21 protein-coding genes are annotated in these 22,441 nt (G+C 61.2%); 8 read left to right on the plus strand and 13 right to left on the minus strand.

Annotated features, from left to right (window positions below; translation table 11 throughout):
- Nucleotides 1-168: 168 nt before the first annotated feature.
- On the plus strand, nt 169-594 hold the full coding sequence (locus tag G8764_RS19435) for a hypothetical protein (protein WP_166166932.1): 426 nt from the start codon (nt 169-171) through the stop codon (nt 592-594).
- Nucleotides 595-676: 82 nt separating this feature from the next.
- Nucleotides 677-1,732 carry a transporter gene (locus G8764_RS19440; protein ID WP_166166935.1) on the plus strand — a complete coding sequence of 352 codons (1,056 nt, stop codon included), beginning with the start codon at nt 677-679 and terminating at the stop codon, nt 1,730-1,732.
- Nucleotides 1,733-1,763: 31 nt separating this feature from the next.
- Here G8764_RS19440 and G8764_RS19445 read toward each other — a convergent pair whose 3' ends face one another.
- From G8764_RS19445 to hppD, 3 genes are all read right to left on the minus strand, one after another.
- Entirely contained in the window at nt 1,764-2,870 is a 1,107-nt protein-coding gene (locus tag G8764_RS19445) for an AI-2E family transporter (protein ID WP_166166938.1), read from the minus strand.
- Between the two features lie 109 nt (nt 2,871-2,979).
- A complete protein-coding gene (locus tag G8764_RS19450) occupies nt 2,980-4,206 on the minus strand; it encodes a hypothetical protein (protein WP_166166941.1) in 1,227 nt (408 codons plus the stop codon).
- Between the two features lie 230 nt (nt 4,207-4,436).
- A complete protein-coding gene (hppD, locus tag G8764_RS19455) occupies nt 4,437-5,525 on the minus strand; it encodes a 4-hydroxyphenylpyruvate dioxygenase (protein ID WP_166166944.1) in 1,089 nt (362 codons plus the stop codon).
- Between the two features lie 180 nt (nt 5,526-5,705).
- Here hppD and G8764_RS19460 point away from each other — a divergent pair, with 180 nt between their 5' ends.
- From G8764_RS19460 to G8764_RS19475, 4 genes are all read left to right on the plus strand, one after another.
- Nucleotides 5,706-6,182, plus strand: coding sequence for an Lrp/AsnC family transcriptional regulator (locus G8764_RS19460; RefSeq protein WP_166166947.1), 477 nt, complete (start codon nt 5,706-5,708; stop codon nt 6,180-6,182).
- Nucleotides 6,183-6,460: 278 nt separating this feature from the next.
- Nucleotides 6,461-6,868: a YidB family protein gene (locus G8764_RS19465; protein WP_166166950.1), complete on the plus strand. Its 408-nt coding sequence runs from the start codon at nt 6,461-6,463 to the stop codon at nt 6,866-6,868.
- Nucleotides 6,869-7,028: 160 nt separating this feature from the next.
- Entirely contained in the window at nt 7,029-7,274 is a 246-nt protein-coding gene (locus G8764_RS19470; protein WP_166166952.1) for a hypothetical protein, read from the plus strand.
- A gap of 194 nt (nt 7,275-7,468) precedes the next feature.
- Nucleotides 7,469-8,962 carry a helicase HerA-like domain-containing protein gene (locus G8764_RS19475; protein ID WP_166166955.1) on the plus strand — a complete coding sequence of 498 codons (1,494 nt, stop codon included), beginning with the start codon at nt 7,469-7,471 and terminating at the stop codon, nt 8,960-8,962.
- Between the two features lie 97 nt (nt 8,963-9,059).
- Here the strand turns inward: G8764_RS19475 and G8764_RS19480 are convergent, their stop codons facing one another.
- Nucleotides 9,060-10,733 (minus strand): oxaloacetate-decarboxylating malate dehydrogenase, encoded by a 1,674-nt coding sequence (locus G8764_RS19480; RefSeq protein WP_166166958.1) that lies wholly within the window; start codon nt 10,731-10,733, stop codon nt 9,060-9,062.
- Nucleotides 10,734-10,973: 240 nt separating this feature from the next.
- Between G8764_RS19480 and aroG the strand changes: the two genes are divergently transcribed.
- Complete coding sequence (gene aroG / locus G8764_RS19485; RefSeq protein WP_166166961.1) at nt 10,974-12,047, plus strand: 3-deoxy-7-phosphoheptulonate synthase AroG; 1,074 nt, start codon at nt 10,974-10,976, stop codon at nt 12,045-12,047.
- Nucleotides 12,048-12,293: 246 nt separating this feature from the next.
- Here aroG and G8764_RS19490 read toward each other — a convergent pair whose 3' ends face one another.
- The 9 genes from G8764_RS19490 to G8764_RS19530 all read right to left on the minus strand — a co-directional run bounded on the left by G8764_RS19490 (nt 12,294) and on the right by G8764_RS19530 (nt 20,628).
- Nucleotides 12,294-13,076: a slipin family protein gene (locus tag G8764_RS19490; protein WP_166166963.1), complete on the minus strand. Its 783-nt coding sequence runs from the start codon at nt 13,074-13,076 to the stop codon at nt 12,294-12,296.
- A gap of 2 nt (nt 13,077-13,078) precedes the next feature.
- Nucleotides 13,079-14,428, minus strand: coding sequence for an NfeD family protein (locus G8764_RS19495; RefSeq protein WP_207951984.1), 1,350 nt, complete (start codon nt 14,426-14,428; stop codon nt 13,079-13,081).
- Nucleotides 14,429-14,712: 284 nt separating this feature from the next.
- A complete protein-coding gene (locus G8764_RS19500) occupies nt 14,713-15,993 on the minus strand; it encodes an MSMEG_0569 family flavin-dependent oxidoreductase (protein WP_166166969.1) in 1,281 nt (426 codons plus the stop codon).
- Nucleotides 15,994-16,060: 67 nt separating this feature from the next.
- Nucleotides 16,061-16,345, minus strand: coding sequence for an MSMEG_0570 family nitrogen starvation response protein (locus G8764_RS19505; protein ID WP_166166972.1), 285 nt, complete (start codon nt 16,343-16,345; stop codon nt 16,061-16,063).
- The gene (locus tag G8764_RS19510) at nt 16,338-17,411 is read right to left on the minus strand and encodes a sll0787 family AIR synthase-like protein (protein WP_166166975.1); all 1,074 of its coding nucleotides are present in this window, start codon (nt 17,409-17,411) and stop codon (nt 16,338-16,340) included. The genes G8764_RS19505 and G8764_RS19510 overlap by 8 nt, the downstream gene beginning before the upstream one ends.
- Nucleotides 17,401-18,009, minus strand: coding sequence for an MSMEG_0567/Sll0786 family nitrogen starvation N-acetyltransferase (locus G8764_RS19515; RefSeq protein ID WP_166166978.1), 609 nt, complete (start codon nt 18,007-18,009; stop codon nt 17,401-17,403). The genes G8764_RS19510 and G8764_RS19515 overlap by 11 nt, the downstream gene beginning before the upstream one ends.
- Before the next feature lie 35 nt (nt 18,010-18,044).
- Complete coding sequence (locus G8764_RS19520) at nt 18,045-19,151, minus strand: MSMEG_0568 family radical SAM protein (protein WP_166166981.1); 1,107 nt, start codon at nt 19,149-19,151, stop codon at nt 18,045-18,047.
- The gene (locus tag G8764_RS19525; protein WP_166166984.1) at nt 19,129-20,133 is read right to left on the minus strand and encodes a Nit6803 family nitrilase; all 1,005 of its coding nucleotides are present in this window, start codon (nt 20,131-20,133) and stop codon (nt 19,129-19,131) included. Before G8764_RS19525 ends, G8764_RS19520 begins: the two co-directional genes overlap by 23 nt.
- A gap of 12 nt (nt 20,134-20,145) precedes the next feature.
- Complete coding sequence (locus G8764_RS19530) at nt 20,146-20,628, minus strand: MSMEG_0572/Sll0783 family nitrogen starvation response protein (RefSeq protein ID WP_166166987.1); 483 nt, start codon at nt 20,626-20,628, stop codon at nt 20,146-20,148.
- 411 nt (nt 20,629-21,039) lie between these two features.
- Between G8764_RS19530 and G8764_RS19535 the strand changes: the two genes are divergently transcribed.
- Entirely contained in the window at nt 21,040-22,440 is a 1,401-nt protein-coding gene (locus tag G8764_RS19535; RefSeq protein ID WP_166166990.1) for an aminotransferase-like domain-containing protein, read from the plus strand.
- The last annotated feature ends 1 nt before the right edge of the window (nt 22,441 follow it).

Here is a 22,441-nt window from a genome sequence, read left to right on the forward strand (position 1 = left end):
AGTTGGCTCCAGCCGGGTCGCCGTCAGGCTCGAACAACACGTCAGTGATGCCGGTGAAAATAACTGGGTATTCTCGACGGCGCCAAAGCGAGCCCGCCTTGATCCGGTCTGGCAAATCAGGAGCATTCATACTATCCTCTGCGCCCGGCTTTGTTACTGATATTCGCTGTGCACCGACGAACTCACATTTCTGCCTGGCTTCTGCTGGCCTTTCTCTTGACCCGCGCCTGCATGCCGGCTGGCTTTATGCCGGCTGCGCTGGGGCAGGGCGGGCCGGTCGCGCTGTGCCCGGGGGATCTGCGCAGTGCCCGGTTACTGGCGCTATTGGCGGATGATCAACCGCACCACCACCAGCACGCTGAGCATGACCCGAGCGGGGGGCACGACGGTAATCACGGCCACAGTGCCGGTGATTTCGGCTGTGAGTTCTCGGTGCCGGGTGTCGATAGCGCACTGGCTGATACCTGGCTTGATGCCCTCACACCAGCGCCGGTGTCGGCGCCGCTTGTCGCTTGGCGACCTCTGCGGCTGACGCCGCTCGCCTACCGCCTGCCCCTGTCACGCGCACCGCCGCCGCCCTCTGCGCTCGGCTAAATCTGAAAACACTTCTTTTGATTTTCGCGATTGCGGCTCACCGAATGGGGGCCGTGACGCTCTGCGTGTGAGTTTTAAAATTATGAAATTCTTTTCTTGCGTGATTACCACGGGCCTCGCGCTCGCCAGCAGCACCAGCTTTGCCCACCAAAATGATCAGGTCCGCTATCGCCCCGAGAGCCACGCCCCCGCCGGGGTAATGGCTGATCACCAGCACCGCCAGGGGGAGTGGATGGTGGGCTACCGCACCATGAGCCGCGATTTCAGCGGTCTCTACAGCGGCAGCGATAAGGTCAGCGACAGCGTTGCCGCCGCCGCCGGCTACAGTATGGTGGCCAATTCGATGAGCATGGATATGCACATGCTGGACATTATGTACGCGCTCAATGACGACATCACACTGATGCTGATGCCCGAGTATATGACTATGAATATGTCCATGCGCAGTGTGGCAATGTCCGGCGCTATGGGCGGCATGGACATGGGGGCGCACAGTGGCGCCTCCCACACTGGTGGCCACGACCACAGCGTCTCCGGCTGGGGCGATACTACCCTGGCCGCATTGCTGCGGGTGTACCAGCGCGGGCCGCACCAGGTGCACGCCACGTTGGGAGTGAGCCTGCCTACCGGGTCCGTGGACGAGCAGCAGGCCGATGGCCGTTTTGTTCATTACGGCATGCAGCTGGGTTCCGGTACCTACGACCTGGTGCCGAGTATTACCTACAACGGTGTGGCTGGCTTGCTGAGCTGGGGCGCCCAATTCGGTGGTGAATGGCGTTTGGAAAGCGCCAACGACTCCGGCTTTGCCTTTGGCGACCAGTTCAATGTGTTGGCCTGGGGAGCTTATCGGCTGGCAGATTGGGTCAGTGCCTCGGCGCGGTTGCAGTACGAGAAGCGCGAAGACATCAACGGTCACTACAACGGCCCTCACGGTCACAGCAGCCCACCGGACTTGCAGGCCAACTACGGTGGCGAGTGGGTTGAATTGGGGCTTGGAGTAAACCTGGTGGCCCAGCAGGGGCCGCTGGCGGGCATTCGCCTGGGGCTGGAATGGCTGTTGCCGGTGTCCGAGTACTACAACGGTTTACAGGTGGGTCGCGATGCCGGCCTGAGCATGAGCCTGAGCTACGCGCTTTAGGTTGCAGTGGTGGCCCGCCGCGGGCCGCCGTTCAGTCGCTGCCCTCTACTGGCGGCGTTTCCCCAGCAGGCTTGACCGGCGTCCCCCGCTGGTAGAGCTCGCTGCCCTTGTAGAAGTCATGAATGTGGCGCAGCAGCACGGTGATCACCGCTGCTGCGGGCAGGGCCAGTAGCACACCGACAAAACCGAACAGCTGGCCGCCCGCCATAACCGCAAAGATCACCGCCACCGGGTGCATGCCGATGCGGTCGCCCACCAGCAGCGGTTGCAGCAGTGCGCCTTCCAATACCTGACCAATTCCAAATACCCCGAGTATCAGCAGCAGCGGCAGCCACTCCTGGAACTGCAGCGCCGCGGCGATCAGGGCCGAGCCCAGGCCAATGATCAGGCCCAGGTAGGGAACGAAGCTGAGCCCCCCGGCGATAAGGCCTACCAACAGGGCGAGGTCGAGGCCGATCAAGCCCAGGGCAATACTGAAATAGGCCGCCTGCGCCGCCATCAGCAGCAGCTGCCCGCGCACGAATTCGGCCAGTACCAGGTCCATTTCCCGCGCCAGTTGCATCACCTTGGGTTCGATCCGGCGCGGCAGCAGGTCATGGAGGCGGGCGGTCATCAGATCCCAGTCGCGCAGCAGGTAGAAGGTGACTACCGGTGTGATCGTGGCGGTGGCGGCCAGGGCAATAAACACACCCGTGGAATCACCCAGCCAGCGGCCAATAATGCCCAGCAGGCCGCCGAACTGCTGCCAGTGGCTGCGCACCGCCTCGCTGATCGAGGCCATGTTGGCGGTGGGCAGCTGGGTACCCGCGAGCTCGTTGATACGGGGAATGACCAGCTGGTTGATTTTCTCCGCCAGTGAGGGGATGGCAGCGATGGCCGAGCGCACCTGCTGTTCCACCATCGGAAACAGGATCAGCAGGATCAGGATCGAGGCCAGGGTCATGACCGCAAACACCACGCACACCGCCGCGGTGCGATTGAGGCGCCAGCGTTCCAGGCGGTCGGCGATGGGGTCGCCGAGGTAGGCCAGCGCCATGCCGATCAGAAATGGGGGTAGAATCGGCGCCAGCAAATAGCACAATAGCAGCACCAGTATGATCACCGTGGCGAAGAAAATGACGCGACTGGATTGGTTCACCTGCACTCCGGGGGAAATAAAAATGTGAGAAAAATGTGAGGCCAGTGTAGCGAATGCGCTGGGCGAGGGGAATGTCGCCCAACACGCAATACTATCTATCAGACGGCGATCAGACGGCCGGCACCGCCGGGTTGGCCGGTTGCTGGTAGTAGCTCTTCAGGCGCGACTCCAGCGCCGGGTCAGCGGCGGCGGTGAAACCGCTGTGGTTGGAGTCGAGCCATGCCTGCTCCAGCGGGAACAGGTAGTGGGCGTTGAGCAAATGCCCCCAACCTTCATCGCGCACAAAGCGGTGGCCGTCGAGGTGGGTACTGCCGAGGCCGCGGCTGGGTGCAAACATGCCGAGGCGCGCCACCAGGTCCTTGTGGTTGCCAAAGTGCTCGATATAGGGCAGCGGGTTAGGGCCCTTTACCAGGTAGGGCATATGGCTGGCGCAGGTGGCGAAATTATAGATTTCCAGTTTCGCCAGTTCCTGCTCGGTCAGGGGCGGCAGGCCGAGGGCGGCGTCGCCACTCCAGTCGAGCCAGTGCATCACCGTCGACGAAAGCTGTTCTTCGACGCTGTTGCTGAGCTCTGCCAGGCGCAGCAGGGAGGCGCCGGCAGGCCCGGCCGCGGGCAGCAGCACCCGGGCGTCGTGCTTGTGCAGGGTCTCGCGGTCGCGGGCCAGGAGGCGCTCGGCGTGTTGCAGTTCGAGGCTGTCGTTGCTGGGTGGCTGGCCCAGCAGCTCCCCCAGCAGATCGAGGAAAATGGCCGCCAGGATGGTGCCCTGGGAGTGAGCGATCAGCACCACACGATCGATGTCAGGCCGTTTCAGTTCCGAGTAGAACGCCGGGAACAGGCTGCGCACCGCCTCGGTGGCTGCCAGCCAGCCCTTGCCCACCGCGCACTCGGCCAGGTCGAGGACGAAGCCGTGGGTCTGGTTGTGGAGCATGGTCAGGGGGCGGCCGAACATCCGATAGAGGCAAGCGGCGTTGAGGTCGGCAATCTTTTGGTCGGCGCACATACCGTTGAGAAAGAGCCAGCTCTCCCGCGGGAAGTGACCGGCGGCACTGGACTGGGGCGGATAGAGTGCAGTGGAGGAGTCGCGGAACAGGCCGACCTCGTCAGCATGCTGCGGAAGCCAGCCTGGCCGGCCGGCTCCGGATGGCAGCAGGATGCTCTGGGCGGTGCGCAAGTTGCCGGGGAAATGACGCCACTCCGTCAGTTGCAGCTCAGTATCGGGGTTGTTGGCGCGCTTCCAGCTGTCGCGGGTGCCGAGGATCGAGCGCAAGTAATTGGGGGGGAAGAGCTTGATTGCGTGCAATATGTTGGCGAGCAGTGCACCGGTCTTGCGGGCCATGGCGAGCATCCTCTTGGCTGGCAACCTCCATAGAAACAGGGCCCGGTGAAAGGCCCGCCTGCCCATACTACTACCTGTAACCCGTGTTTGTAAGGTATATACGCTGGCTGCCAGCTAAGCGCTGGCAGGGTTGCCCGAAATACCGGTTGCAAAAGCGCCACCGCCCCCCCGCGCAATTCGTCAGGGATAGACGGAGAGTTGCAGGTGCTTCAGTGTTGTCGGAGTGGCCCCTAGGCGACCGGGTCTTTGTCTGTCTTCAGAACGCCGCGATTGATCTGGTCCCGCTCCATGGATTCAAACAGGGCCTTGAAGTTGCCTTCGCCGAAACCCTCGTCGCCCTTGCGCTGGATAAACTCGAAGAAAATCGGCCCCACCGCATTCTCGGAGAAAATTTGCAGCAGCAGTCTCGGCTTGCCGCCCTCGGTGCTGCCGTCCAGCAAAATGCCGCGCTGCTGCAGTTCAGCCACATCCTGGCCGTGCCCGGGCAGGCGCTCTTCTAGCATCTCGTAGTAAGTGGCCGGTGGTGGCGTCATCAGTTTGGTGCCGCGGGCCTTGAGCTTGTCCAGGCAGCTGGGCAAATCGTCGCAGATAAAGGCGACGTGCTGAATGCCCTCGCCATTGTAGGTCATCAGGAATTCTTCGATCTGGCCGTTGCCGCCGGCTTCCTCGTTCAGGGGAATGCGGATCTTGCCGTCCGGCGCCGCCATCGCTTTTGACGTCAGGCCGGTGTATTCACCCTTGATGTCAAAGAAACGATTCTCCTGGAAATTGAACAGCTTCTCGTAGTAGTTGGCCCAGTACTGCATGCGGCCCTTGTAGACATTGTGAGTCAGGTGGTCGATCAGCTTGAAGCCGCAGCCCTCGGGGTGACGCTCTACGCCGGGCAGGAATTCGAAGTCGATGTCGTAGATGGAGGCGCCTTCCTCATAGCGGTCTATCAGGTAAACGATGGCACCGCCGATGCCGCGAATGGCGGGTAATTTCAACTCCATTGGGCCACAGGGGATATCGATGGGCTGGGCGCCCAAATCCAGCGCACGCTGGTAGGCCTTGCGGGCATTACGCACCCGGAAGGCCATGCCGCAGGCAGAGGGACCATGCTCTTCGGCATAGTAGGCAGCGGGTGACTTGGGCTCGTAATTGACGATCATGTTGATCCCGCCCTGGCGCCACAGGTCTACATCCTTGGAACGATGGGTGGCTACCCGGGTAAAGCCGACGGTTTCCAGTACTGGCTCGAGGATACCTTTCTCTTTGGCGGCAAACTCGATGAATTCGAAGCCGTCCAGTCCCATGGGGTTGTCAAATAAATCAGCCATTTCTCAATCCTCTCTCTTATATGCCAATAGCGTGTGTTAAAAATGCGGGGGCTCAAGCCCTTGCCATGGTTGATAATTTACCGCGATTGGGCTGCAATTTTACGTCTATTGTGGCGGTTATTACGGTATAGTTAGCAGGAATCCACCTTTTAATTTATAAAAAAAGACGGAAGTCACCTTATGAAACTGGATCGCTCCGAACGAGACATACTGCGCCTGTTGCAGCGCGATGGCCGCCTCTCCAATGTGGAGATCGCGCAGCGGGTTGGTTTGTCCGAATCACCCTGTTTGCGGCGCATTAAAGCGCTGGAAAATGCCGGCGTTATCGACTTCTACTCGGCCAAGCTGAACCAGCGCTTAATCGGCCTGCAAGTTACGGCGTTTGTACTGGTGTCGCTGGAGAAGCAGGACGAGCGCAAGCGGCGGGAGTTTTTGCAACAGGTGGAGGCGGAGGAGTACATCATCGAGTGCCACGCCATGAGCGGTTCCTACGATTACCTGATGAAGGTGGTGGCCACCAGCATGGATCACTTCTCCGACCTCTGTATGAACCACATTCTGCACTTCGCCGGGGTCACCAATATCGAATCCCAGTTCAGCCTGCAAGTGGTTAAGGAGAACAGCGTGTTACCGGTAAACACCCAGGGTCCGATATAGAATCTGTGGCGCCGTAAACAGCGGATGATGTTGCGGATGGCGCACGAATAATCCTTTTACCTCTCATATTCGGCAATGCCTCTTCTGCACATTGTAAACGTTTCGTAAAAGCGGCCGGTCACGGCTATCAATTTGTCCCGAAGTCGTCACAATGGATCATGTCCTTGTTACCGAGCGTTCGATGCTCGTAGCCCCGATTGGAAATTTGTAACAGGAGGGCGGTACCGGGCAGGCTCCAGGCATTTCGCCGGAGCATTCAATGGCAGCTGGAGAGTGTTATGGATATTCTGAAAATGGGCGCTGAGTTATTGTCGCAAAAACTGGGTGCTAATGCCGATACGATAATGCCGGCGTTGTCGGCATTGTTGGGCGATGGCGAAGGTAATGTAGATCTCGCTGGCCTGGCGACAAAAATGATGTCTTCCGGCGATCTGGGCGGAGTAGTAAGCTCCTGGTTAGGTGACGGCGAAAATAAAAACATCTCACCAGAGTGGGTGACCTCCCTGTTGGGTGAAGGAAAACTGGCAGAGTTCGCCGCCAAAATAGGCGTCGACACCGGCGCTGCGGCGAGTGGTTTGGCCGATGTGTTGCCCCAAATGGTGGACAAAGCCAGTAGCGGCGGCAGTCTGCTGGAGTCAGCCGGCGGTGTCGGTGGCTTGATGGGGATGGCGAAAAAGTTTTTTTAAAAGCTGTCGCGTATTCGTAGCGCGCAGGATTGCTGAACATGAGCAAGAGTGTTAAACCGTCACCTGAGTGGAGTTTCTGCTTCGCTGACTAAAGTAAATCTTTATCCACTGTGTATTGCTAATTCATGGCAATACCAAAACCAAAAAGGCAGGAAATATTATGGCTTACGTTACTATTGATGGTGAAAAATACGAAAAGGAATTGCTGGACCTGGCCAAGGCTCACACAACCGGCAGAGGCGAGGGAAAAATTTCCAAAGCCGAAGCCGCGGAGCTTATCGCCTCAGCCAAAGATGGCCAGAGCGTCACTGAAACCGAGCTTAAAACCCTGAAATATATCCGCACCGCATTTGAGTTTACGGATGCTGCAGCAGCCCAGTTTGATGGGGATTTGGCCGCACTGTAAGGTGTCTCTGTCGATACCGGGCAGCAGTTACACAGTTGTAGTTATACAGTTGTAGTTACACAATCAACATCGCAGTGCAGTTCCCTGTACCAGTTTATTGTTCGGCGTGCGCCGGCCTTGGCTGTTACGGGGCGCTGCATTATCTGTTTCTCGCACAAGAAATTTCTTCAGCCAGGAGAGTGGCGGGCCGCGTTATGACTAATCCTGTTATTGTTGGTGCCAATGCACGTGGTGAACAAGTGCAACTGTTTCCGCGCATGGCGAATCGCCATGGCCTGATCGCCGGGGCTACCGGAACGGGCAAAACCATTACCCTGCAGGTACTGACCGAAGGTTTTTCTGATCTCGGTGTGCCAGTGTTTTTGGTGGATGTAAAAGGCGACCTCTCCGGCCTCGCAGCGCCGGGCAAAGAACACCCCAAGGTGGCAGAGCGGATTGCAAAAATTGGTTTGCAGGAGCATGGCTTTAGCGACTATCCGGTGCAGTTTTGGGATGTGTTTGGCGAGGACGGCACGCCTGCACGAACCACCATTCTCGATATGGGCCCGGTTTTGATCGCCCACCTGTTGGACTTGAATGAAACCCAGGCTGGCGTCCTCTCTATTGCCTTTGCGGTGGCGGAAGATCGCAAGTTGCCGCTGCTGAACCTGCAGGATTTGCGTTCCATGCTCAGCTGGCTGGCGGACAATACCGCCGAGGCTGGCAAAAACTACGGGCGCGTATCACCCCAGAGTATCGGTGCTATTCAACGCCGCTTGTTGACCCTCAGTGACGCTGGCGGTGATACATTTTTTGGGGAGCCGGCGTTGCAGATAGCCGAGTTTATGCGCTGTGACAGTGCCGGTCGCGGTGTAATCAATATTCTCAGCGGCAATAAACTGATTCTCAACCCCTCGGTTTACAGCAGCTTCCTGTTTTGGTTGCTGACGGAGTTGTTCGAGACTCTGCCCGAAGCGGGCGATCTGGAAAAGCCCAAACTGGTTTTCTTTTTTGATGAAGCTCACCTGCTGTTTGACGCCGCCCCCAAGGCATTGGTTGACCGCATTGAACAGGTGGTGCGCCTGATTCGATCGAAAGGGGTGGGTATTTATTTTATCACCCAAAACCCGGGGGATATTCCGGAGGATGTCCTCGGCCAGCTGGGCAACCGAATACAGCACGCCCTGCGCGCGTTTACACCGAAAGACCAGAAGGCTGTGCGGGTGGCGGCGGAAACCTTTCGCCCCAACCCGGAGGTGGACGTCAAGCGCGCCATAGCCGAGATGGGGGTGGGCGAAGCGCTGGTGTCCGTGCTGGATGAGCAAGGCATTCCGACCCCGGTCGAACAGACCCTGGTCAGCCCGCCCCGGTCACAGATTGGCCCGCTGGCGGCAGAGCGCAAGGCCGAGCTGATAGACAGCTCGGATATGCAGGCGAAATACAAGCACACGCTGGATAGCGAATCCGCACACGAACTGCTACTTGCGCGCCAGCAGCAAAAGCAGAATGCCGAGGCCGTCGCCGCTGCAGCGGCTGCCCAGCAACAGGAGCGGGAACCGCAAAAGAACAAGCCAAAACCGCGCGGTCGATCGCGCCAGGGTTATGCCGAAACCCTGGGCAAGTCGGTTTTGCGCAGTCTTGGCAGCCGCATTGCCCGGCAGTTGGTGAAAATCCTGATGAGTCTGTTTTCGGGCAAAGGGCGCGGCTAGCCGCGCCATATGCTGCTGAGTCGATCAAACAACCGGCCTTGATTCCGGCCGATTAACGATGGGCTGTCAATGGGCAGGGTCTCCCTGGTGCCACCGCCTATTTGCTGACCCGCTTGTACGCCCGGTATTTGGGCTGCCAGAAATTCTTGTAGATCAGGGCCTGTAAATGGTCGTCACTGATGACCGGCGCCAGGCCCTGCTCCTGGGCCACTTTGCCGACATTAAAGGCAATCTGCTGGCTGAGACCGGCGATATCGCGCAGGCGTGGCAGCAGTTCCGGGCCTCGATCTTGCGCCAGGGGCGAGTGCTCGGCCAGGGTGCGGGCGGCGACCATCATCATTTCATCCGTAACCAGGCGCGCACTACTGGCCACCACACCGAGTCCCAGGCCCGGGAAAATATAGGCATTGTTGCACTGGGCGATGGGGTAGGTGGTGCCGTTCCAGCTGACATCGGCAAATGGCGAGCCGGTGGCGACAATGGCGGTACCGCCGGTCCACTCGATCACCTGTTCCGGCCGGGCTTCCACCTGGCGCGAGGGGTTACTCAGCGGCAGGATAATAGGGCGGCTGCAGTGAGCCAGCATGGCCGTCACTACCGCCTGGGAGAACAGGCCGCTCTGGCCCGAGACGCCAATCAGGATGTCGGGCCGGGCGTAGTGTACCACCTGCTCCAGGTTGGCCACCGGCGCGCCGCCACTGGACTCCGGGTCGCGGGCAAAGCGGGTCTGGAAATCCCGCAGGTTTGGCTGCGCGCTGGAGAGCAGGCCATCCTTGTCCACCATAAATATATTTGCCAGTGCCTGCTCTTCCTTAAGGCCCTCGTCGCACATGCATTTCAGCAGCATGGCGGCGATACCGCAGCCGGCGGAGCCGGCACCGGCAATGACCAGTTTTTGCCCTGCCAGCGGCACACCTTTGGCCTTGCAGGCGGCCAATACCGTGCCGAGGGAGACCGCGGCGGTACCCTGGATGTCGTCGTTGAAGCAGCAAAAGGTGTCGCGGTAGCGCTGCAGCAGCGGAGTGGCGTTGGCCTGGGCGAAATCCTCGAACTGGATCAGCGCCTGGGGCCAGCGCTTCTTCAACGCCCTGATAACAATATCGACAAAGGCGTTGTAGTCGTCCGCGCCGATACGCGGATGGCGCTCGCCCATATACATGGGGTCGTTCAGCAGCGCTTCGTTGTTGGTGCCCACATCCAGCATGATGGGCATGGTGTAGGCGGGGCTGATGCCGCCGCAGACGGTGTACAGGGCCAGCTTGCCGATGGGGATGCCCATGCCGCCGATACCCTGGTCACCGAGCCCGAGGATACGCTCGCCATCGGTGATGACGATCACCTTGACGCTGTCCTTAATGGCGTTGCGCAGCACCTCTTCTACCCGATCGCGCTGGGACCAGGCGATAAACAGGCCCCTGGCGCTGCGATAGATATCGGAGAAGTGCTCGCAGGCATCACCCACTATGGGGGTGTAGATAATCGGCATCATCTCTTCCAGGTGACTCTGCAACAGGCGGTAAAACAGGGTTTCGTTTTCGTCCTGGATGGCGCGCAGGTAGATGTGCTGGTTGATCGGCTCGTCAAAAGATTTGAACTGGCGATAGGCGCGGGCCACCTGTTCCTCAATGGTTTCGTAGCGCGGTGGCAGCAGGCCTTCGAGGTTGAATTGCTGGCGTTCTTCCGCGGTAAAGGCGCTGCCCTTGTTGAGCAGCGGGGTCTCCAGCAGGTGAGATCCGGACTGGTAAATATAGAGGGGATTGGAGGATGACACAGGCTAACTCCCAGGCGTGGTGTTGGCGTTAAAAGCGGCGAGTACCCATCATCACCCAAATTGCCTGGCCAGGCAATTACCTCCCGGGGACATTTATCGGGTCGCCTGGCCCCGGGTCGCCGGGCCGCCGGACCGCCGGACCGCCGGACAGTTAAGCATTTCTCTTCCACGGGGGTTATCCCTATAATGTGGCCCCCGCCCCAAGCGGCAACACTCACAAGACCGGGAAAATACTTCGCCATGCATTACAACACCGATGACCTGAGGATTCGCAACATCAAGGAACTCCTGCCTCCCATTGCCCTGCTGGAGCGCTTCCCCATTTCCGACAAGGCATCGGCGGTGGTGGCCGCCGGGCGTGAAGCGATCGAAGCCCAGCTGGCCGGCGAAGACGACCGCCTGTTAGTAGTGGTCGGCCCCTGCTCCATCCACGACATCAAGGCGGCACTGGAATATGCGCGCAAGCTGCTGCCGCTGCGGGAAAAGTACGCCGGCACCCTGGAAATCGTGATGCGGGTCTACTTCGAGAAGCCGCGCACCACGGTGGGCTGGAAAGGCCTGATCAACGACCCGCACCTGGACGACAGCTACGATATCAACGAGGGCCTGCGGCTGGCGCGCAAGCTGTTGTGTGACATCAATGACCTGGGCCTGCCCACCGCCGGTGAGTTCCTGGACACCATTTCACCCCAGTACATCGCCGACCTGATGAGCTGGGGCGCCATCGGCGCGCGCACCACCGAGAGCCAGTGCCACCGCCAGTTGGCCTCGGGGTTGTCCTGCCCGGTGGGCTTCAAAAACGGTACTGACGGCAACATCAAAATTGCCATCGACGCCATTGGCGCGGCCGCCAGCAGCCATCACTTTCTCTCCGTGACCAAGTTCGGCCACGCCGCGATTGTGGAAACCAGCGGCAACCGTGATTGCCACGTGATTTTGCGCGGTGGCACCGAGCCCAACTACAGCGCCGGGCACATTGCCGACGCTGAGGCCAAACTGGGCAAGGCCGGCCTGCCGGCCAAGCTGATGGTGGATTTCAGCCACGCCAACAGCAGCAAAAACTACGAGCGGCAGTTGAATGTGTGCGAGGATGTCAGCGGCCAGATGGAGGCCGGTAACCAGTCGATTTTCGGGGTGATGATTGAAAGCCACCTGGTTGAGGGCAACCAGAAACTGGTGCCGGGCAAGGAGCTGGTCTACGGCAAGAGCATCACCGACGCCTGCATCGGCTGGCCGCAGACCGAAGCCGTGCTGGCGCGCCTGTCCCAGGCGGTGCTGGTTCGTCGCCAAACCCGGGAGGAGGCGAAGGACTAACAGGCGAGGGGGCTCATCAAGCCCCCTATGCCCGTACCCGATCAGAGCAAGACGCCATTCCCTCCCAGCTGCCATTCCCTCCCAGCGGTCATTCCCTCCCAGCTGCCATTCCTTCCCAGCGGTCATTCCCGCGCAGGCGGGAATCCAATACCACCGAAGCCGCATTGTTCCCGGTTACCGGGACGCCGCACCGCCGACTGCGCGGAAATGACCTTAAAATAAAATTGCGAAGTCTATGGCTGCAGATTAGCCGGCCGTATCCTTCTTGTCGTTACCCTTAAACAGCGACATCAGCATATCCATGGGTACCGGGAAGGCGATGGTGGAGGTCCTGTCGCCGGCAATTTCAGTCAGGGTTTGCAGGTAGCGCAACTGGATACTCTGGGGGTTTTGCGACAGCACCTGGGCCGCTTCCAGTAATTTGGCCGAGGCCTGCAGCTCGCCCTCGGCGTGAATGACCTTGGCGCGCCGCTCCCGTTCCGCCTCCGCCTGGCGAGCGATGGCGCGGATCATGCTCTCGTCGATATCCACGTGTTTGATCTCTACATTGGCCACTTTGATGCCCCAGGCGTCGGTCTGGCGGTCGAGAATTTCCTGAATGTCGCTGTTGAGCTTGTCGCGCTCGGCCAACATATCGTCCAGCTCATGTTTACCGAGTACCGAGCGCAGGGTAGTTTGCGCCAGCTGGCTGGTGGCGTCCTGGTAGTTCTCCACCTGGATGATGGCTTTCTCCGGGTCTATGACCCGAAAGTAGACCACTGCATTGACCTTCACCGAGACGTTGTCCTGGGAGATCACATCCTGGGTGGGCACGTCCATGACAATGGTGCGCAGGTCCACCCGCACGATCTGCTGCACAAACGGGATGATAATGATCAGGCCCGGCCCCTTGACCGAGGTGAAGCGGCCGAGGGTAAACACCACGGCGCGCTCGTACTCTCGCATAATCTTGAAGATGAGCGGCAGGATGATGGCCGCGGCGACGATGAAGTAAATGATCGTCGGCAGACTGATAATGGCTATGTCCATGATTAGTGCTCCTCGGTAGTCGGTTCGACCTCCAGGATGAGCCCTTCGAGGCCCACCACTTTGACGTTTGCCCCGCGCGCCACTGGCTGGCGGGCGAGCGCGCGCCAGGTTTCCCCGTGGATATGCACGTGCCCTTCGCCGCTAAAATCTTCTGTCGCCACGCCGATGCTGCCGAGCATTTCCTCGGCGCCACTGACCACCGGCCGCCGCAACGAGCTGATCGCCAGGCGCGCGGCCACCAGCACAAAAGCGGCGGTTACGGCACTCACTACCCCGATCAGGGGGTAGGCGATTTGCAATTGGCCGCCCTCGCCGTCAAACAGGATCACCGAGCCGAACACAAACGCCACCAGCCCGCCAATGCCCAATACCCCAAAGCTCGGGGCAAAGGCTTCCCCCACCATAAACATGACGCCGAGAATAATCAGCCCCAGACCGGCGTAATTGACCGGCAGTATTTGCAACGCGTAGAGGGCCAGCAGCAGGCAGATGGCACCGGTGACCCCGGGCAGGACAAAGCCCGGGTTGACGAACTCGAAGAACAGCCCGTACATGCCAATGATCATAAGGATATAGGCCACGTTGGGATTGGTGATCACCGCCAGCAATTGGTTGCGCCAGTCCGGGCTGAATGATTCCAGCGCCAGGTTGGCGGTATTAAGGGTTCGATTTTGGCCGTTGACCTCCACCTGGCGGCCATTGGCCTGGGCCAGCAGGTCATCCAGGTCCCGGGCGACTATATCGATTACCCCTTTGGCCAGGGCCTCTTCGCTGGAGATGCTGGCCGCTTCCCGCACGGCTGCATCGGCCCACTCCACATTGCGGCCGCGCATCTCCGCCAGGCTGCGAATATAGGCGATGGAATCGTTGAGGACTTTTTTACCCATGGCGCTGGTCGGGGCGCTGTCGCTGCTATCGCTGTCCTTTTTGCTGTCATCGCCTTTTTCGTCCGGGCTGCCGGGGGCTTTGGGCGGATTCATACCGGGCAGGCCGCCACCCCCGAGCTGCACGGGGGTGGCGGCACCGAGATTGGTGCCCGGCGCCATGGCGGCGAGGTGGGAGGCGTAGAGCATATAGGTGCCGGCGCTGGCGGCGCGGGCGCCGGAAGGCCAGACGTAGGTAATGACCGGTACGCTGGAGGCAATAATGTCCTGAATAATCTCGCGCATGGAGGTATCCAGCCCCCCCGGGGTGTCGAGTTGCAGTATGACGACCTCAGCATTGAGTTCACGGGCGCGCTCCAGGCCGCGGTGGATATAGTCGTTGCTGGCGGGGCTGATGGCGTCGTGAACGGTCAGGATCAGGGCGCTGCGGGCAAGTGGAGTGGGGTTTGCCTGTACGAGCAAGGCCACAGCCAGCGCTATGAGTAGCGCGGACAAAAGTTTGAGCCAGCGTACGGCCGGATTTCCGGCCGGGTAAAGTATCCACATGCCGATAAGCCAATTGATTTACATTGGTTACTATATCACCAACAAGCTGGACATGCGTCTACCTGTGCGTTTCTGCGGCGTCGCGGCTAAGCACTGCGTCAGACGGGCCGGGCCTGTTGGCAACACCCTCTGGTTTTATTACGCAGCACGGTAATGGGAGGATCTCCCGCAATTGGCAATTTGTCGCGGCTAGCCGCCAGAGCCCATCAGGCCGACTTCAACTCAGCGCCCGCGCACTGCTGCAGGGCAGCGATTTGCTGGCTTAGATACTCGGCGTCCCGGGCCACTGCGGCGAAGCGCCCCGAACCCCAGGTGTGCAGCCAGGGCAGGCCGATAAAATACAGGCCCCGGGCAGTGGTGACCCCGCGCTGGTGTTGCGGGTAGCCTTTGCCGGAAAACACCGGTACGTCCAGCCAGCGATAATCCGGCTGAAAGCCAATGCACCACACCACGCTGCCGATTTCGGCGTCGGCCAGGGAAATCGCCGTGCGCTCTGTCTCCGGTTGCCAGACCGGTTGATAGCGGCTGGCCGGGGGGGCACTGATTTGCCGGGCGGCAATATAGTCATCGATGCGCTGGTTGATGCTGTTGTAGGTGGCGTCGGCCTGGTCGAGGTTGGCGCCGAGATTGGGGTTGAAACGCAGCTGCTCGCGATCGCAGTCTGCCAGGCTGCCATAGAGCTCCATGCCCTCCAGGGCAAACTGGCGCAAGTCGATGTCGCGGCCGTTGTCGCGCCCGGTGACGTAGTGGTTGGTGTTGTCGCGCACCCCCTCGCGCAGCGGGTGCTGGTCTACCGGTATATCGTAGTATTGCATCTCCGCCAGCCAGTCCACCACATCGCGGCCGCGGTAAAAACGCGCACAGCGCGGTGCGCTGCCGGTGGCCAGGTGCACCTTGCGCCCCGCCAGGTGCAGGTCCTCGGCAATCTGGCTGCCGGATTGGCCGGAACCCACCACCAGCACGGCGCCCGGCGGCAGGGATTGCGGGTTGCGATACTGGTCAGTGGTGATCTGCTGAATGGATTGCGGCAACTTTTCCGCCGCCCGGGGAATGACCGGGTTGTGATAGCCGCCGGTTGCCACCACCAGCTGTTCCGCCTCGAAATCGCCGTTGCTGGTCTGCACGCGGTAGGTCCCGCACGGCTGTTGATCGACCTGCAAAACCTGGGTGTGAGTCAGTACCGGGGCGCTGAGCTTGGCTTCGAAACGGCGCAGGTAGGCATTGATTTCATCGCGCTTCATAAAGCCGTGCGGGTCGTCGCCATCGTAGGGGTGACCGGGCAGGGCGCACTGCCAATTGGGGGTCACCAGGGTAAACGAATCCCAGCGCTGTTCGCGCCACACGTGCATGGGGGTGTGCCGTTCGATCAGCAGGTGTTCGATACCGAGTTGCTGCAAATAATGGCTGACGGAAAGGCCGGCCTGGCCGGCACCGACAATGATCACAGGGTAACGGGTAAGCAGTTTGCTGTTGTCGCGCAACGGCATGGGAGGCTCCTTTGATAACAGGGTGGGTGAATAAAACCGGGGCCAGTGGCTGTGGCCGCGATTGTGATTAGCCAATTTGATGCACTGTCACCACATGCTCCAGGTCGGCGTCAAAATGGCTGGCGCGCTGTTTGATCCGCTGCAATTGATCCATGGCGCTGGAACAGGCAAAGCCGTACTTTTCCTGCACCCGCCGGCTGGCGTGGCTCAGGGCTTTCTCGCTGCGGGCGACAAACTCCGGCACCGGGTAGGACTCGCCAGCGCTAAAATAGTCGTTGATTACCGATGAGGGCGAATAGCAGATCTCTTCCTGGCCATCGGGCCAGCGCACGTAAAAATGTTGTTCAGGCACAGGGGGCATCTCCCAGCGTTGCTTGTTGGATGGTCGGGTTTACGGGTTGCTGGCCGGCGATGGCTAGCGGCTGCACGCTTTGCGCCTCCGGGCCGAAGCCGGTGAAGGCTTGTTTATTCAGGTCCCAGAATTCGCCACTGGCAGCGCCATAATTGACCCGCAGGATTTTGTCGTCAGTAATTTCGCCGATGGCCGCAGCGTCAATGTCGCGCTGCGCAAAGCGCGCCAGTAGCGCCGGCAGCTGCTCAGTGCTGGTGGTGAGCAGGTAGCCAAAGCTGGGAAAGGTTTGCAGCCAGTCAAACCAGTCCACCTGCGCCGGCTTGGGGATTTGCTCCAGCTCGATCTGTGCTCCCACCTGGGAGCTCTCCAGCAACATAGTGGCGGTGCCCAGCAGGCCGGCCTGGCTGATGTCCTTGGCGGCGCAGGCCAGGCCCTGCTCGGCGATCTGCGGCAGCAACTCCAGGTCGCCGCGCAAGCGTTGGGGCGGGGCGGTGGTGGCGGCGTTCCAGTTGCGAAACGGCGGCCGGTAACTGCCGCGCAAGTCGATGGCGGCCACCAGCACTTGCCCTGGCACCGCGGCAAAGCTGCTGAGCAGGGACCTGGCGCGGCCCATGATGGCCACGCTCAGGTGCAGTTGCGGGCTGTGCAGGTTGGTGTGGCCGCCCACCACCGGCACCTGGAATACCTGGGCGGCGTGGCTGAGGCCGAGCAGAACTTTACGAGTCACTTCGTCGCGGCCGCCCCAGAGGGTATTGGTAACCGCCACTGGCCGCCCGCCCATGGCGGCGATGTCACTGATATTGACCATCAGCCCGCACCAGCCGGCAAACCAGGGGTCCTGTTGCACAAATTCCGGCAGAAAGCCCTCCGCCGCCAGCAGGTCGTAGCCATCGCTGGAGCGAAGCACGGCGGCATCATCGCCGTTGGGGTAGTCGCTGGCAGGGGCGTCGCCGCAGGAGCCGGTTCGGCCCGGCGGATGGAAAATATCGGCGATCGCCTGGATGTCCTGTTTGTGGTCGATGGCGGCGGACTGGCGCAGGGCAGCCAGCAGGGCGTCAAGCTGCATGGGCGGCCCCCGCCTGGCAATTGGCCGGTGGCTGCCTGAGCAGCAGCGGCATAATGTCCGCCGGTATGGCGGGCGCGCGGTTGGTGAGCACGTAACCGCTGCGTGGCTGCAGGCAGGGCGGATAGTATTCCAGGTCGGCCTGCATCAAGACGTGGGGGGCGCCGGCCAGTTCCAGGGTGTGCTCACGGCGCCAGTGCAAACGCTGGAACAGGCGCTCATTGCGAGCTTGTACTGTGGCGTAAAACTGCTCGCAGCCCAGGGCGTGGGCGCTGCTCACCGCCAGCTTGATCAGCGCCGCCGCCAACCGGCTCTGGCCGCGCAAGTCGCTGGCAATGGCCAGCCGCGACCCCCACCAGACACCGGCGCTGGCCTGGTGAATACGCACCGTGCCGACCACCCGTTCGTGCCAGCCGCCGTGATTGGCGCTGGCCACCAGCAGTTGTGCCTGCGCATCAACATCATCGGCATCGGTGCCCTCGAACAGGCCCTGTTCCTGGCAGAATATGCGCTGGCGCAACTGCTTGGCGGCGCTTATTTCCCAGTCGAGAGTGGCCCATTTGACGGTGAAGTCCGAGTAGTATTGCTGTTGGCATGCCATGGGTTTACCCCCTTTGGTACTGGCCGGATTCAGGTTTAGCTGGCCGTTTCATAGCGGCTTTGGGTGGAGCAGGCCCCACAGCGCCCGCAGCCGGCCTTGATGTCGCTGGAGTGCAAGCCGGCGGCGCCGATGGCACGGCCCAGCGGTTGCAGAATGGCGGTCATAAACTCACTGTCCGGTGGCGGGTGATCCTCCAGCGGTGTGCCGCGGATGGGTACGAAGGGCACCACAAACGGGTAGACCCCCAGCTCCAGCAGTTCGGTGCAGGTCTCCAGAATGGTCTCGCGGCTATCCCCGAGGCCGGCGAGAATGTAGGTGCTGACCTGGCCGCGGCCAAACACCGCCACTGCATCCCTGAAGGCCTGCATATACTGCGTCACCGTTACCTCGGCCTTGGCCGGCATGATGCTGCGGCGCAACTCGGGGCTGATCACTTCCAGGTGCATGCCCAGGGCATCGGCACCCGCCTCGCGCAGGCGCTGGAACCAGGCCGGGTCGTCCGGCGGTTCGCACTGCACCTGGATGGGCAAGTCCACCGCGGTCTTGACCGCGGCCACGCTCTCACACAGGATTTTGGCGCCGCGGTCGGGCGAGGCGGGGGTGCCGGTGGTCATCACCATGTGTTTGACGCCGTCCAGCTCGACCGCCGCCCGGGCCACTTCCGCCAGCATGGCGGGGGTCTTGTAGGCGATGGTGCGCCCGGCCGCCAGCGACTGGCCAATTGCGCAGAACTTGCAGGTTTTGCTGCGCTTTTCGTAGCGGATGCAGGTCTGCAATACCGTGGTGGCCAGCACATCGGTGCCGTGCAGAGTGGCGATCTGGTGGTAGGGTATGCCGTCCGCGGTTTGCCGCTGGTAAAACCCGGGGCTTTGGGCAAAGCCCACTTCGGTGAGAGGAATGCCGTCGCGCAGTAACTTGTGGGCGCGCTGCTCGTCTTCCTGCAGGGTAAAAGGCGAATACATGGCGGCGCCGGTATGCACCGGTACCATAATCGTCTCGCCGTTGATCACCAGTGCCTGGTGATCCGAGGGGCCGGCCCCGCCGCGGCGGCTGACGTGCTCCTGGCTCGGGTTGAGCAGGCGCACGCCGCGGGTTTGCAGCGCTGTGAGCAGGTCTTGCTCAGTGGTCGCAATTGAGTTCATGGGGGTGCTCCTCCACGCTGGTCGGTGGTTGCTCGGTAGCTGTGAATGTCGACATGGGGCTGGCGCACTGCGCCGGTTTGGCATTGATGGCCAGGCTCAGGAGTTCCGGCCGGGCGTAGTGACCCACGGAATCCATCATGCGCTTGCGCTTGGTGATCAAATTCATGTCCAGGTCGGCAATCACCAGCCCCTCACCCTCGCGCAAGGGCTCAGCCAGGTGTTGCCCCTCCGGTGAGACAATGGCGGTCATGCAGCCATCGCGCAGGCCGCGCTGTAGTTTTTCATCGCTGCTGATGCTCTCGATCTGTGCGTCGCTGAGCCAGCCGGTGGCGTTGACCACAAAGCAGCCCGACTCCAGCGCGTGATGGCGAATGGTGACTTCGATCTGGTCGGCAAAGATCGGCCCCACCAGCGAGCCGGGAAACTGGCTGCAGTGGATCTCCTCGTGCTGGGTCATCAGGGCGTAGCGCGCCAGCGGGTTGTAGTGCTCCCAGCAGGCCAGGGCTCCCACTCGGCCGATCCGGGTGGCCGCCACCTGCAGGCCGGAGGCGTCACCCTGGCCCCAGATCATGCGCTCGTGAAAGGTGGGGGTGAGCTTGCGCCGCTTGAGCAGCAATTCACCGCTGGCATCGAAGATCAGTTGCGCGTTGTAGAGCGAGCCGTGGTCGCGTTCGTTCACTCCGAGCACCACCACCATGCCATGCCGTTTGGCCCTGGCGGCCACGGCTTCGGTCACCGGGCCGGGCACCACCACCGCCTGCTCGTACAGGCGCATGTGTTCAGCGCCGCTTTGCAGCGGCGGGGTGACGAAGGAAAAGTAGGGGTAGTAGGGCAGCAGGGTTTCCGGAAAAACAATCAGCTCAACCCCTTTGCCGGCCGCTTCGTCAATGCAGTCCAGCACCTTGGCTAGCGTACCGGCACCGCTTTGCAGATCCGGCGCCAGTTGCGCCGCGGCTGCCCGAACCACGTGATTGGCAGTCATGGCGCAGCTCCCCTACACGGTCCAGGTGTCGATGATAAAGGCGTTCTCCCGGGTGTGCAGAAGCTTCAGATCGAGCACGTCCAGCGGGCTGATGGGGCGAATGCCCTCGATCAGCGACGGTTCGCCGTGACCGTACAGCGCCTGCAGGGCAAAGCGGCAGGCGTACACCTTGCCGCCTTCGCCCATAAATTTCTTCAACTGATTGGTGAAATTCTGGTGGCCGGGAAAGGCCTCGTCGCCGAGGGTGGGGAAGCCCCGCTGCAGGCCGAGGGTGACGCCCGGGCCGTAGAGTAAAATGGAGGTCTCGTATCCTTTGCGCTGCAGGCGGGTGGCTTGCAGCATATTGACCAGGCCGATAGAGCCCTCGAAGGCCACGGTGTGAAAGGTCACCAGGGCCTTCTCGCCGGCCTCGGCCTGGACATCTTCAAATACCTTTTCCTCGTAGTCGACAAAAAAGTCGCCGTCTTTGTGCTTGGGGGTAGTGACTTCAGGCATGGTTGCTTCCTCTTTGGATGTTGGGGTGTGGTGACAGGGAATGGGCCCGCAGGGCAGGTTTTTGGCTGTCACTCAGGGGAAGAACATTTGCAACCCATATGCCAGTGGCAATCTGCAGGCAACCAATCAAGCGCCGATCAACGGCAGGATATCGGCTTGATTGGCCATTGATTGGCGTGTGCTTGGCCCGGCTACGCGGACTTGCCACCATGCACAGGAATGGCGCGCCAAGGGAGTGCTCGCATCAAAATGCGCCACAAATACTGGCGCCAGTTGCGATCATTGATTGGTGTGCGGTGCGATCAATGATCGCCAGAGCGCTGGAATGGATTGTGCTTTCCGAGTTGGTCAGTGTCGCGGGGCCTGTTCCAGGGGTGTGGCGAGTTGAGCAACGCAAAGGTGTGCAAGAGTATGAAGAATCGCTACAGCCACTGGTTTGCCGCATTGGCGAGCGACGATAAAAGCCCGGTCTATCGGCGCCTGGTTAACCTGATCGCCGCGGATATCGACAGTGGCCTCTACCAGCCCCAGGAGCGCCTGCCAACGCTGCGCGATATGGCCGCGCGCCTCAGCCTCAACTATTCCACCGTCGCCCGGGCCTACAGCGAAGCGCGCAGCCGCGGCCTGATAGATTCCAGCCCGGGCACCGGCAGCTACGTCAAGGGCAAGACGCCGAGCTTCTCGCTGCGCGGCGGCGGTGACGTGGAGATGACCATGAACTCCCTGCCGGAGCCGGCCGACCCGGCGCTGCTGGAGGCGCTTAACGCTGAGGCCGCGGCGCTGTTCGACGGTGGTAATCTGCAGTCGCTGCTGCGCTACCAGGATTTCGGCGGCAGCGAGGCGGACAAGCTGGCCGGGGTGCAACTATTGGCGCCCCTGCTCGAGCAGCCTTCGGTGGAGCGGATGCTGGTGTGCCCGGGCATTCACAGCGTGCTGGTGGCGCTGCTGTCCATGCTGGCCAAAGCCGGAGATACGGTGTGTGTACCGGACCTGGTGTACCCCGGCTTGAAAGCCATTGCGGCGCAGCTGGGGGTCAGTCTCAAGGCACTGGAATGCGACAGCGAGGGGCCGACAATCCGCTCGCTGGAAGCCATGTGCCGGGCCGAATCGGTGGCCGCGCTCTACCTGAACCCGACTCTGCAAAACCCCACCACCCACACCATGAGTATGCGGCGCCGGGAGGCCATCGCCGACCTGGCCCGGCGCTACAGCCTGCCCATTATCGAGGACGACGCTTACGCCCTGGTGCCCGAAGTGCCAGTGGCACCCATCGCCAACCTGGTGCCGGAACTGACCTACTACGTTACCGGCTTGTCCAAGTGCTTCGGGCCGGGGATGCGGGTTGCCTACCTGCATACCCCGGGCAAATTGATCGCCAAGCGCACCGCCGGCGCGCTGCGCTCGCTGTCGGTGATGGCGAGCCCGGTCAACAATGCCCTGGCAACCCGCTGGATCGACAAGGGCATGCTGGCGGCGATGGTCACTTCTATTCGCGCCGAGAGCAGGGCTCGCCAGGCACTGGCAGCGCAATATTTCAGCGACTACAGCTACGCAGCTCACCCGGACGGTTTCCACCTGTGGCTGACCCTGCCCGGCGCGGTGGAGCAAAGCCCCTCAGTGGTGGCCAGTCACCTGCGTACGCAAAAGGTGGGGGTAGTCTCCAGCGCGGCGTTTTCCACCAACAACCGACCGCCACCCGCGGTGCGCCTGTGCCTCGGCGGCACCACCACCCGTTATCAGTATGAAGAGTCCCTCAAGCTGGTGGTGGATATACTGGAACACCCCTCACATTTGAGCAGCATTTCGTTTTAAG

It is taken from the genome of Pseudomaricurvus alcaniphilus (assembly GCF_011440395.1).
Classification (GTDB): Bacteria; Pseudomonadota; Gammaproteobacteria; order Pseudomonadales; family Cellvibrionaceae; genus Pseudomaricurvus; species Pseudomaricurvus alcaniphilus.